This window comes from Zhongshania sp. (assembly GCF_047636175.1).
Taxonomy (GTDB): domain Bacteria; phylum Pseudomonadota; class Gammaproteobacteria; order Pseudomonadales; family Spongiibacteraceae; genus Spongiibacter.
The window spans coordinates 119491-131836 of record NZ_JBLIKC010000001.1 but is presented as its reverse complement, the minus strand read 5'-3'; the positions used below and the strand labels follow the sequence as shown (position 1 = coordinate 131836).

Here is a 12346-nt window from a genome sequence, read left to right as displayed (position 1 = left end):
TTGTCGTATTACATTACTAATACTGATCCAATTCAAACATATATTTGCCAGCCTTTTATTTAAAAACACAGTGCTTAGCATAATCCGTTGCTTCATTAGCTGACCAATCACCCTTGGCTTTTTTATCCATGCCTGCACACCAGACATCACTACCTATCTCTGGTGCACACGCCGAGATAAGGTAAACCACACCGAGTAGTCCGAACAATTTTATTGATTTCATCACTTTAACCCAAGCTATTAACCAATCGGCTCAGTGTAACAGAGGGTCAGCTTGATCAGGCACAGTCACAGCGCAATTTTCAATAAAAAGGCTGATTTTGCCTGCCAAGCTGCCGCCTGTTTAGCGTTACTTCAAGCAGCGACCATATCAAAGTCAAACTTACTTATTCCACAGTCTGGACATTCCCAGTCGTCAGGTACATCAGCCCACAAGGTACCCGCCGGTATTCCATCATCAGGGAGACCTTCAGCCTCATCATAGATAAAACCGCAAATAACGCACTCCCACTTATTCAACTCACTCACAATTCGCCTCCAATTTTATACCAGTTAGTCGTAGTAGACTGCCGCGCAAACAGCGACTGTCCATAAAGCGCTGGGAGTATACTACCGAATTGACCATCGAAATATTAAGTAAATTCAATGATATGGCTTTTATTTAAAGACGACTTCAATTGGCTCAAAGTCGACCATAACAACCCAGTCCTGGCGATTCCGCTCTATCGTGATCGCCATATGGCTTACATCGTCTAAACGCTCATAGACCTCCGTTAGCGACTGACCACCTGACAAATCGACGCCATTAAGCGCCCGTATGCGATCATTGGGCTCCAAAGCAAGCGCAGGAAAAATCAATTTATCCCGCCCCGGTGATATATAGTACTCTCGCCCTTGCTCACCGCTGACCACATCGACTTTAATCGCCCCCAGCAAGGATAGCGGCCGATCATACAAGCGATGGCGGTAGTCTGACACCAAACGGCGCACATCTACATTGCCCCTCAAATCGACAATATTAGGCTCCCGCTCTACCAAATCTCCGACTCTTGCACTTAAAACTCGCAATTTCATCGCGGCCACACTCGCCACGGACTCTCGCAGCGACAAAAAAGCATAACTCCCACAATGATCGAGTAACACCGCATCTTTTAAAACAAGGCTTAGCGACAGACACGGCGGCGCCAGCACATCGCCTGCGTGAAACTGCTGTTCAACACCATCCACGCTAATAACGGCATAGTCACCGTTGCCGCTAGTGTCGACCTTCTTCAATTTGAGCTGGGTATAAAAATACGGATCTTCACCGAACAAATCGGCATTCTCAGCATTGAAAATACGGGCCTCTTCAAACGCTGCCCGCATCCCCGGAAATTGCGACGCTACAGAAATCAGCGCAAACACGGTCACGGAAGCAAAAAACGCACCACGTAAAGCGCTAAACACTAGCCGAGCTCACATTCAAAGTCCTAAGCAATATTTCATATAATCGCTTTATACACATCATCACGGATAACCATGCTCAATTAACAGTTTATTTAATCTCACAGCCTGAGCTGCGCTACAATAGCTTTTTTACTCACTGATCTCTTTTATGCAACTACATCTCGCGCCTATGGAAGGCGTAGTAAACGCCCGTATGCGCGCACTTCTAACAGCGATAGGTGGCATTGATCGCTGCATTACTGAATTCGTGCGAATAACCGATCAATTGCTGCCGGCCAGAGTCTTTCATCGCCTGTGCCCAGAGCTTGACCACGGGTGCAAAACGCCATCGGGAACCCCTGTTTATATCCAGCTACTGGGCGGCGAGCCCGGCCCTATGGGTGAAAACGCCGCGCGGGCAGCAAGTTTGGGCGCACTCGGCATCGACACCAACTTTGGCTGCCCTGCAAAGTGCGTGAACCGTCATCGCGGAGGCTCAGTGCTATTGGACGAGCCCGAGCTACTTTACCAGATCATCAAATCGATGCGCAGCGCTGTTCCAGATTATGTCCCCGTGACAGCTAAAATTAGACTCGGTTTTAATGATGACAGTAAATTGATTGATGTTGTGAGTGCGATTACTGAGGCGGGAGCCAATGGCCTCACCATCCACGCCCGCACCAAAGCTGACGGTTACAAGCCGCCAGCGCACTGGCATCAACTCGCAAAAGTGCATCAATTTACAACTATTCCAGTTATCGCTAACGGTGAAGTTTGGAGCCCAGCAGATTACCAGTCGTGTCGGCAGCAGAGCGCCTGCAGTGACGTCATGCTAGGTCGCGGACTACTAGCTAGACCGGACCTTGCCTTAGAAATAAAATCTCTTTCGTCAGGTAAGGAATATCATCGCCAGCAATGGCCATCCATTCTGATACTGCTGGAGGCGCTATTTAAGGACAGCGTAGCAAACTGCGCTCCACGTCATGTTGGTGGACCAATAAAGCAGTGGCTGGGATATTTGCGCAGAGAATATCCCGAAGCTCAGCAGCTATTCGAGAAGATCAAGCGCCTAAAAACCCCAGCCGATATCAGTGCAGCCCTGCGGGAACACCGCGACTATCAATTGACAGTCGCAGCCTAAATCAACAACAGCGTGAAAATACCAAGCCTAAGCGAACTTTGTCTTAAGGTAGTCCAACTCATCGACCGCGCCAGAATCCGTTTGAGACAGAATAAATTTTTCAACTTTTCCGCCGATTAGCGGGATTTTAGCCTTACATCGGTGCGATACGCTGTACTCGCAACCGTCGGCGGTTTCCAACAAAGAGACGTTAGCCGTTATTTGCACTGGCTGGCCCTTAACGTCTATGGCCAGAGTACCTTGCCAACCATTTTTAACGGGCTGCCAACTTTCGACAAATGTTAAGACTTGTTTAGCATTAAAAATTTTTGCCAATACCGAGGGAAGCTCGCGTACAACCTCCCTGACCATATGTACTTTGACAGTCTCACCATCTTCTTCAACGTCGCATTCCGCGGTTAACTCGCCTAGCGCAATACTTCTCTCGACCCGAAAATCCGGATCGCATAATACTGTCCAAACTTCATCAACACTTTTAGTAAATTTGCATGTCACGGTCATATTACATCCTCACCATTATTGTTATTGCTGCCCGTTAACGATGTACTCGCACAACAGATATTAGCCTATTCTATTGGCAGGCTCTACGACCATAAGCGACGAACTAAGCTTTAAACACAAATCGGTGTAGTACCATGCCCGCAAACATCGCCGTCAAAAATATAAAAAAGCTAGAACCCCCCGTTAACAGGGCAACCAATGCCGGCGCAGGGCAAAGGCCACTTAATGCCCAACCAATCCCAAACAACAGCGCGCCTAAAAGTAATTTGCCATCAATGTCCTTGCGAGTCGGCAAGGAAAATTTCTCGGCATATTTAGGCGATGACATTTTAAACACCAAGGAGAAACCGGGTGTAGCAATGAGCAAGGCGGTACCCATCACCAGGGCCAAACTTGGGTCCCAAATACCGGCAACATCAAGAAAATTTTGGACTTTAGCCGGATTTGCCATGCCAGAGATAGTGATTCCGGCACCAAATAATCCACCAGCTAGAACAATAAACCAACGGCTCATACCCCCTCTCCCAACAGATGGCGAATAACGAAAACAGTCGTGGCGCCGCTGACCATAAACACAACCGTCGCCACTAGCGAACGCTGCGAGAAACGCGAAATCCCGCAAACACCGTGGCCAGATGTGCAGCCACCACCCATGCGCGTGCCGACGCCGACTAGTAATCCGGCCACTATTAATACCGGAGAGCTTGCAACACTGACAACGTCGTCCAAGGCTCCGGTTACTAATGACGCTATAAATGCACCGCCGAACAAGCCGGCAAGAAAGATCAGACGCCAATGGCGCTCGTCGTCCTGCGCCATCATCGCACCAGCAACAATACCGGAGATCCCCGCAACCCTACCGACAGACCACATCAGCACAATCGCTGAAAGCCCGATTAAGGCGCCACCTGCAATCGCGCTTATAGGTGTAAAAGCGGTTTCTAATAGCATAGCAAATACACCCTCAATCTTTAAAAAATACACTATTCACAATCACATATTTATAGCGACATTAAACTTAAGCTACTCGCAAATACAGCGCTAAGGTATATTTGCTAATAGCTTAAGATGTAACCAAATAAGACTGTAAAGTTGGCGATAAAAACGCGCGTTCAATAACGAAGACAGAAAAGGAGCGCCGCTTTAGTAAGAGGCTTAGAATTGAGGCGCGCCGTGTAACCGCCCTAAAACCAAATACCTATGCGCGCAAAGAATTTCTAGGCATTTCCGCACCAAGATGATGATGGCTTTTTGATAAGCGGCTAAGTTCCTCAGCCTCATAGGTCTCTAATATTTCGGCGAGTTTACGGCTAATAGTGGTGCTCGCCCTAATCATCTCAATTTTCGGCCATGTCGCGCGCTCACCTTCCGTAATGAAAAACTGCAATTGATCAGGCGTCAGTTCATTAAGTAACTTTCGTGGGTCGAAAAAACGATAGCGCGGAATAATATTGATATCGCCGGTGTATTCCTGATTAATCACCGAGTAAACAATATTCGTCACCCGTCGGATCCGAGGCGAATTTTTAAAATACTTCCGCGCCACATTGTTGCCAATTTTAGAGAGCTCTTTAATGCTGCGACCACCGAGCTGTCGAATTGCATTACCTAGACCGCTATTGTCCATTGCAGTATCTCGCACCGCCCACAGAACAATCGGATTTGTTTGGCTAACAATAAAGTGATTCACGCCATACAGCCGACTCAATCGCTTCGCAGGAAGATCGTCACTCACAGAACCATCTATCCAGCGTCGAGTAGCTAAGTAAGGCTGCGGATGACCATGAACATTTTTTGCCTCAAGCATCACTGGCGGATAAATACCCGGCACCGCACATGAGGCTAACACCGCTTTGCGAATATAAACATTAGGAGACGCAATCGCATTTAAAAGACGTGAAGTCTGGTGAACATCAGACGGCGAAATTGAAATATTAATATGTCGCCCGGTTCTCTCAAATGCTTCTTGAAATGTAATATCTGGAATAAGTTTGGCAATTTTCTCTTTCAAAGACTGGTGATTGATACGAGGAGATGACGCAGACATGCTACCGTTGGCAAGCTCAACCTCTGCCAGCAACAATTTCTCGAGATTATCTGCATTCAAAAAATCTTGCAACTCATCGTCAGTTAAGGTGCCGAGCACACCAGCAATCATAGATCCGGCACTGGCCCCGGAAATAACATCAGGCAGTAAATCTTGCTCAACCAACGCTTTAACCACACCAATGTGGAAGTTACCCAGCACCGCACCACCGCTAAGCATTAACGCTGATTTACCATAGCACTTATTGGCGCGGCGGAAAAAATCTAGGCGCTCAAGAAAGCCGGGGGTTTCAGAATCAAGCTGAGCCAAATGATCAAGCGCGTCGCGAATACCGTCAACATAATCATGCACAAGCTGCTTGGTGCCAAACTTGGCGCGAGCGTAGAGTATCGGCTTACCCATACCCCCCATATTGCCGTGAATCCCCTCATTCAGGGAAAACAACAGACCAATATCATCATTATTGTCACGGAAATAACGCAGTCGCTCTAAGCGCGAACGAATCGACGCATAATCATAAAGACTTGTTTTATCGATCTTTTTCCAGTGCTCCTTGCCAGAACAACGATCATGCTCTTTAGCCAGAGCCTTCCATTCCTCAAAACTGCTGGCAAGCTGCAATTTGTTTTCAAGTTTTTTCACAATTCAACCTATTCGTCACTGTGACAAGATATTAAGTATAATGTTAGAACTTTCAAACCACTCTAACGAGTCAATATACCTCTGACCATAAGCATTTATCACAAGTTTATAGCATGGTATCCATAGAAGCGACTTTGCCTGAAGATCACAGAACTTTGCTGTAAATATACTCCATATCGACACAGGGCTCTAATGTCGAGCTTATTCCATTAAGTAATTTAGCAAAGCTCAAAAGATGATTTCCAATGACTGGCTTGCCAGTAGTGAGAATTGAAACCGCTATATCCCTCTCGGGATCGGCCCAACATATGATATTTGAAAAGCCTAAATGGCCGAAAGCATAATGGGTTTTGGGGCCATATAAGCCTACCGGGTTCATACCAAGCATCATCCCGGCACTGTAACGCATTGGCATCACCAGAGAGCGATCAAACTGCGGCTTACCCATCTCACGCACTGCGCGATTTACAGTTAATGGGGTAAAGATTCTCTTCCCCTGCCACTCACCACCCTGCAACAACATTTGAAAGAAGCGACTCACCTCCTCTGCCGTGGCGTATAAATTAGCTGAGGCGATCTCTGCACTTAAAAACGCATCGGTATTAGAGATATCCACGACTTCCGAAACACTAACGCCTAAAATTTTAACTAGTTGCCGATCCACCAATGCAATGTTTGGCAAACCCGTGGAATAATTCCGAGCCACCTCGGCGTGATCCTTTGAATCTAGACCGTAGCGGAAATACTTCATCCCCATCGGCTTGCGGATAACTTCGTCTAAATACTCGTTTAAGGTCTTGCCAGTGACCACGCGGATCAACTCAGCCTGAATAAAGCCGCCAGTAATTGCATGATAGGCCAACACCCGCCCATCCTTGTGCAAGCCCGGTTGCTTACAAACCAGCTCAAGAGCAGCGCGATGATCAAACAACAGATCTATCGGTATATCATCTGGAATTCCCGGCACACCGGCGCGGTGACTTAATAATTGATATACCGTAATTTGCGCCTTGCCTTCAACCGCGAATGCTGGAATATAGTGACTAATCGGGTTGAGCAGATCAATTAGGCCATCTTCTGCCAATTTGTGGATCAGCATCGCCGACACGGCCTTGGAGGCAGAAAACAGACAGACAGGCGTTTGCAGTGAAGCTGGCCGGGGCTGGGTATGAGTTGCTCCATCGGCATAACCTATGGAGCGATTCAACAAGACATCACCGCCGCGCCGAACACAGATACTTACCATCGGATGCATGCCCGACTCAAAGATTGACTCTGCATGGCCCCACAGTGCCTCGATATCTTGCTGAGCAATACCCTGCTTAGGAGCAGACACCTCATTGGTGTCAATATCAGTTAAGCCAGCCAGGTCATCTGGTACTGAAATACCGCGAAACGCCAAATTCCGACAACTACGATATTGCTGTTTTAGCCACATACAGACACTCTTCAATAAAATCAGCCGAAACTTATAGCACGGCCAGCAGCCTCACTCCATAACGCAAATGACATCTCCGCCTAACCTTATGGGCCAGACCGTCACTCAAGGTGTTTTAAATAGCGCTCCCAATCTTGACGATGCACCCGCTCCGCAAAGAAATCAGCCAGCTCTTCCGACGCCGCTACCGCTTCTCGCCAAGCGCGAATGCGCCCGGCATTATCAGTGCCAAAGCGGTGAAAATCTTGACGATCGGGAATCTTCCGATCTTGCAAGCGATCGATCCAAGTCGAACTAGGCGATAGCAGCAAAACATTATCTGCGTGACGACTGCGACGCCAGGGCACAAATTTATCCAGCCAACCGGGAATAATGCGATGGCTGAAATGCGGCATTAACACAATGCCACCAGCCGATGAGGACGCCAACGGTAGATCGATATGATAATCAATTAATCCACCGTCACGGTAGCTTGCTGACGGGCAAGCTGGAATCGAGTGTATCGCTTGCATAACAAAGGGAATCGAGCCGCTGGCCAGTAGCACCGATTTTAGGTTCTGCGCTGTAAGTGGTTGGAATACCGTGGAAAAACCGGGGAATTCTCGCTGACCCAAAATACTCGGGGAGGTCTGTTCTGGCGAAAAAACCACGCGCTGTAATACCGAAGTAAGCAGCGGTCGGGATAGCGTATTTAGCGCGAGTGCGCCACCGAAGCCTAAGCTCAACACCGCGGATGAGTCACTAGCTAGCAGGCCCCTGCTACGCGCGACAATAATATATGGTTTAGCCCAGCGGTGACCTACAATGTCTGCGGCGCTACGGTCATCGATAAAAGCATCCAACACCGCCTCGGCCCCAAGACTTACCTCCAATGGACTCGCCTTAAGATCGTAGCACTGAACGATATAGGCCTCTCGCAGGGTATCAATACTGGCCACCGGGTTAGCGCAACTTAGCGCTGCAAACCGCCAGCTCCCCGCAGACGCGCCGACAAGAGGCAAACACGCCTCGCGATCTTCAAACCAGTCACCAAAAAGGAATTTGTCGAGAGCCGCCAACACCAGCCATTTCGGGCCGCCCGCTGCGCCGGCCATCGCTGCAACATCTGCAGGATATAAACCATTACTCAAAATATGTTGGTAGGCACGGCTTCCCGCGCGGATATCCATCACCGCCATAACACATTAGCTCAAGTCTACAACAAGCCTCAGACTAACCGCGCCAGCGACAAATTTAAAGGAGCGTAATCAACACTACAGCGGTCTTAGACACCGCCACCGGCAATATCTACTAATTCAGTTGGATATCCATGCAAATAGCCCTGCGCATAATCCACTCCCATTGCCTGCAATTGCTCGAGCACCACCTGACGCTCAACAAACTCTGCAATCGTCCGCTTACCAAGCACATGACTAATGTCATTAATAGAGCGCACCATCGCCTCATGCACTGGATTTTTATCCATATCATGGACAAATAAACCATCGATTTTTACAAAGTCTACCGGCAGCTCTTGCAAATAACCAAAAGATGACATTCCAGTACCAAAATCATCAAGCGCAAATTTTCCACCCAACTCATGAACGCCTTGAATAAAGCGAGTTACCGCAGAGAAATTAGTAATTGCCACTGTTTCGGTAATTTCAAAGCAAATGATTTTCGGATTGATATTCGCCCTGCGGAGGCCATGATAGACAAAGTCTAAAAATGATTCCTGACACAAAGACTGACCAGAAATATTAATGGAATACATGACATCACGTGAATTTAGCTCAGCATTCCGCTGCAAGTAATCAAAGACAGTTTTAATAACCCAGCGATCAATTTGCGGCATAAGCCCGAATCGCTCAGCCGCAGGCATAAACTGCCCAGGCCTAAGTACCTCACCTTTATAGTGCATGCGCACCAGTATTTCGTTAAATATTGTGATGCGATTTAATTCGTCAACTAGCGGTAATATTCGCTCGGTCACCAAACTAAAATCATCTGTCGCCAGCGCCTTGTTGATCCGGTGCACCCAACCCATATCATCATGTAAGCGGCTAAGTTTTTTATCACTCTTGTCATACACATGGACTCGCCCCCGACCATTCTCCTTTGCTGAGTACATTGCCACGTCTGCCTGACTCATCGCACTCTCGCGGTCCGGAGTGTGCTCATCAACTAATACCACACCAATGCTGATGGAGGCGCGGTGTGAAATACCACTCCAGACAAACGGCATACGCTTAACAGCTTTAATTAGACGATTAGCGATCGAGCACGCTTCAAAGGTATCCATGTTACTGAGCAGCACACCAAACTCATCACCACCTAAACGGCATAGCATGTCGCCAATAAAAAGCTCATTGGCGAGACACTCAGCGATGGCCTTTATCAAATTATCGCCAGCGCTATGACCACTGGTATCGTTGATCAATTTGAACTGATCTATATCTATATAAAGCAATGCATGGGTTCTAGAACTTGTGGACGCATCATTAACCAAATTTTCTAAGCGGCGCTCAAATTCTTTTCGCCCCATTAATTCCGTCAAGGGATCCAAATGACTCTGACCGTCACCGTAGTGGACTGACGATACATCATCGTCAACCACCGACAAGCAGCGTCCGACCACTACGCCATCGTCGTCACAAACCTTACTTACTGAAATTAAATACTGATGATCTTTGGTATGTGGCAGTAGCACTCCACAAGCCGAAATATCGTCTTTACTACTCCGAAGCCGATCTGCGAATAGCGTGTCTCCATCTATAACAACAAAGGGCAGGAAATCACCAAGGGGGACGCCATGACTATATTCATGCTGGCTCAGATCACTAGCCGACTCGTTTACGTAGCTGATACGTCCACAGAGATCCACGCAAATAAGATATTGACCAAGACTGTTTAGTATCCAGTTTGAATCAATCCCAGTCATTTCAGAAAACTCTCTCATTTACTCTGCCAAAGGAATAGTAAAATAAAATGTAGACCCTTTTCCGACTTCAGATTCCAACCATATCTTGCCGCCATGCCAGCGAACAATTTTTTCACATATCGCTAAACCCACACCAGAATTTTCGGCGGCTCCATCGCTGTGATTGCGGTGAAAAAGATTAAACAAACCGCTATGATTTTCTGGACGAATACCAACGCCAGTATCACTTACCGAGAACAGCCAGTTCCGTTCATGTGTCATTGCGTTAATATAAATCTCTGGTTCTCGACCTTCGGTAAAAACAATAGCGTTACTAATGAGGTTTTTAAACAACTGTACCAGTTGGCGACGACAAGCAAAAACCTTTGGCAAAGTTTCGCAATGTAAATTGGCATGACTAGATTGAAATATATTATCCAAGTCTATTAAGACATCGCTAACGATCGCATTACAATCAACCAGCTCTCTGCTTTCGTTAAAACGACCCACAGAGGTAAGCGCAACCAGCTTATTCAAGGCTGACTGCATTGCGTAAACATTCTCTCTTACGTCTAGTAAATCTTCTGCCAAGGCAGGCGGGGAAATATCCTTAGCTTGCCCTTCAACTCTGCGCATTATAGACACCACATTATTTAACGGCATCTGTAAATCTCTTGCCGCCAAATGCGATAGCTGCTCAATCTCATTGACCAAACCAATAAGCTGATGACGGTTTCTAGCAAGGGCAATTAGGTCACGATAAGATGACAAGGCGGTATATATAACGGAAAATAAACGATCTTGGGTTAACTCAGTTTTCGCTCGATAATCGTTAATATCATAAACTTTTAAAACACGACGCTCTGGCGCCAAACCAGGCTGACCGGTGCGTAAAATAATCCTGACAAAGTGATTACCTAACTCCTGCCGAATATAACGCGCCACTTCTAAACCAGCGTCATCGGTTTCCATCACCACATCAAGGAGAATAATTGCAGCGTCCGGGTTTTCTTGAATTAATTTACGTGCCTGCTGGCCAGAATAGGCACTCACAAATTCAAGATTCCGGCCACCAAAGCTAAAATCATGTAAAGCCAAACGAGTGACGACATGAATTTCTTCTTCATCATCAACAATAAGTATTTTCCAAGTATTGTTCTCCGAAGTTGCACTCTGATCAAGCAAAATATTATGTTCACTTGCAAGAATTAAATCGTCATTTTCAGCCATTTTATGCTGAGTCTTATTATAGACATCTGTCATTATACACTGCCTTCTAATAGAGCGACCGTTTCGTGCGCAATAGCAACATTTTTAACAAAAAGTTCAATCATCTGAATATCCGGCACCGAGAAAATATCCTTGGCCGAAACATAAAGCAATTGCTCAAGACCAGACTTTGTAATGTAATAACTTACCCAGTAGTTATCTCCATAATTACTCTTCTTGTATTTCAATACATAACGTATTCGCTCAACAACCGTGGCGTCAAAAGAATCTAAATTAACGTCACCGGTGTAATTTTTAAACTTGCCAGTACCGGCCATTATCTGCAGGCGCTCCACCTCCGGATGGGCAACCAGAGCCGAGGCATTAATAAGCACAGCATCGCTATTTAAATATAACAACGCCGTTAGCTGGTCTAAAACACCTTCAAAAAACTGCGATATATCTCTAGTTTCAAATATCGTTGCCGACGCAGAGATAACTTTCATCAAACCTTTTCTGTTTTCTTCCAGTGCAAATATATCGCCATAAGAGCGAAGACTTGAATATACAGTAGAGAATAACTTCTGCCGAGTCAGCTCAGTTTTCTCTTTATAGTCATTGATGTCGTACTGAGTAATAACTTCTTGTTCGGGTGATTGTCCTGACTGACCGGTACGCAATACTATACGCACCATTCTATTATTTAAGTCACGACGAATATAATGAACCAGATCTAAACCAGCTCGATCTGTTTCCATAACGACATCGAGCAGAATCACGGCGATATCAGGATTAGCATGCAATACTTGGCGCGCTTCCGCCGCCGAATATGCGCTTAAAAATTCCAGACCCCGGCCACCAAGGTTAAAACCGTCTAGCGCAAGGTTAGTAACCGTGTGCACCACCTGCTCATCATCGACGATAAGTAATTTCCACGGCTTAGCGTTTGCAGTAATGAGACCCTCCGCCGGTTCTTCTGCAAGGTTTAATACATCGGAATCTGGCACCACTCCATGCTCATTCGAATCATTCATAAGACCGTAC

13 protein-coding genes are annotated in these 12346 nt (G+C 46.6%); 1 reads left to right on the top strand and 12 read right to left on the bottom strand.

Annotation, left to right across the window (positions count from 1 at the left end):
- Nucleotides 1-55: 55 nt before the first annotated feature.
- From ACI955_RS00640 to ACI955_RS00630, 3 genes are all read right to left on the bottom strand, one after another.
- Entirely contained in the window at nt 56-223 is a 168-nt protein-coding gene (locus ACI955_RS00640) for a DUF3012 domain-containing protein (RefSeq protein WP_415241797.1), read from the bottom strand.
- Between the two features lie 131 nt (nt 224-354).
- On the bottom strand, nt 355-519 hold the full coding sequence (locus tag ACI955_RS00635) for a rubredoxin (protein WP_415241888.1): 165 nt from the start codon (nt 517-519) through the stop codon (nt 355-357).
- Nucleotides 520-657: 138 nt separating this feature from the next.
- Nucleotides 658-1446, bottom strand: a complete 789-nt coding sequence (locus ACI955_RS00630) for a hypothetical protein (protein ID WP_415241796.1) — start codon at nt 1444-1446, stop codon at nt 658-660.
- A 148-nt stretch (nt 1447-1594) separates the two neighbouring features.
- On the opposite strand from ACI955_RS00630, the gene ACI955_RS00625 reads away from it, so the two are divergent.
- The gene (locus ACI955_RS00625; protein WP_415241795.1) at nt 1595-2566 is read left to right on the top strand and encodes a tRNA-dihydrouridine synthase; all 972 of its coding nucleotides are present in this window, start codon (nt 1595-1597) and stop codon (nt 2564-2566) included.
- Nucleotides 2567-2593: 27 nt separating this feature from the next.
- On the opposite strand, the gene ACI955_RS00620 is transcribed toward ACI955_RS00625, so the two are convergent.
- The 9 genes from ACI955_RS00620 to ACI955_RS00580 form a co-directional block, all read right to left on the bottom strand.
- Nucleotides 2594-3067, bottom strand: coding sequence for a DUF2505 domain-containing protein (locus tag ACI955_RS00620; RefSeq protein WP_415241794.1), 474 nt, complete (start codon nt 3065-3067; stop codon nt 2594-2596).
- Nucleotides 3068-3170: 103 nt separating this feature from the next.
- Entirely contained in the window at nt 3171-3581 is a 411-nt protein-coding gene (locus ACI955_RS00615; protein WP_415241793.1) for a DUF6691 family protein, read from the bottom strand.
- Nucleotides 3578-4018, bottom strand: a complete 441-nt coding sequence (locus tag ACI955_RS00610; protein WP_415241792.1) for a YeeE/YedE family protein — start codon at nt 4016-4018, stop codon at nt 3578-3580. The genes ACI955_RS00615 and ACI955_RS00610 overlap by 4 nt, the downstream gene beginning before the upstream one ends.
- A gap of 247 nt (nt 4019-4265) precedes the next feature.
- A complete protein-coding gene (locus ACI955_RS00605) occupies nt 4266-5756 on the bottom strand; it encodes a DUF3336 domain-containing protein (RefSeq protein ID WP_415241791.1) in 1491 nt (496 codons plus the stop codon).
- 145 nt (nt 5757-5901) lie between these two features.
- Nucleotides 5902-7194 (bottom strand): serine hydrolase domain-containing protein, encoded by a 1293-nt coding sequence (locus tag ACI955_RS00600; protein ID WP_415241790.1) that lies wholly within the window; start codon nt 7192-7194, stop codon nt 5902-5904.
- Nucleotides 7195-7295: 101 nt separating this feature from the next.
- Nucleotides 7296-8366 (bottom strand): hypothetical protein, encoded by a 1071-nt coding sequence (locus ACI955_RS00595; RefSeq protein ID WP_415241789.1) that lies wholly within the window; start codon nt 8364-8366, stop codon nt 7296-7298.
- A 92-nt stretch (nt 8367-8458) separates the two neighbouring features.
- Entirely contained in the window at nt 8459-10132 is a 1674-nt protein-coding gene (locus tag ACI955_RS00590) for an EAL domain-containing protein (protein WP_415241788.1), read from the bottom strand.
- The gene (locus ACI955_RS00585) at nt 10133-11356 is read right to left on the bottom strand and encodes a sensor histidine kinase (protein ID WP_415241787.1); all 1224 of its coding nucleotides are present in this window, start codon (nt 11354-11356) and stop codon (nt 10133-10135) included.
- Nucleotides 11356-12336, bottom strand: a complete 981-nt coding sequence (locus tag ACI955_RS00580) for a DUF3369 domain-containing protein (RefSeq protein ID WP_415241786.1) — start codon at nt 12334-12336, stop codon at nt 11356-11358. Before ACI955_RS00580 ends, ACI955_RS00585 begins: the two co-directional genes overlap by 1 nt.
- Nucleotides 12337-12346: the final 10 nt, after the last annotated feature.

Coding starts and splice junctions, on each gene's coding strand:
- ACI955_RS00620 (WP_415241794.1), bottom strand. CDS start 3,067: ATGACCGTGACATGCAAATTTACTAAAAGTGTTGATGAAGTTTGGACA.
- ACI955_RS00585 (WP_415241787.1), bottom strand. CDS start 11,356: ATGACAGATGTCTATAATAAGACTCAGCATAAAATGGCTGAAAATGAC.
- ACI955_RS00640 (WP_415241797.1), bottom strand. CDS start 223: ATGAAATCAATAAAATTGTTCGGACTACTCGGTGTGGTTTACCTTATC.
- ACI955_RS00600 (WP_415241790.1), bottom strand. CDS start 7,194: ATGTGGCTAAAACAGCAATATCGTAGTTGTCGGAATTTGGCGTTTCGC.
- ACI955_RS00580 (WP_415241786.1), bottom strand. CDS start 12,336: ATGAATGATTCGAATGAGCATGGAGTGGTGCCAGATTCCGATGTATTA.
- ACI955_RS00610 (WP_415241792.1), bottom strand. CDS start 4,018: ATGCTATTAGAAACCGCTTTTACACCTATAAGCGCGATTGCAGGTGGC.
- ACI955_RS00590 (WP_415241788.1), bottom strand. CDS start 10,132: ATGAGAGAGTTTTCTGAAATGACTGGGATTGATTCAAACTGGATACTA.
- ACI955_RS00615 (WP_415241793.1), bottom strand. CDS start 3,581: ATGAGCCGTTGGTTTATTGTTCTAGCTGGTGGATTATTTGGTGCCGGA.
- ACI955_RS00625 (WP_415241795.1), top strand. CDS start 1,595: ATGCAACTACATCTCGCGCCTATGGAAGGCGTAGTAAACGCCCGTATG.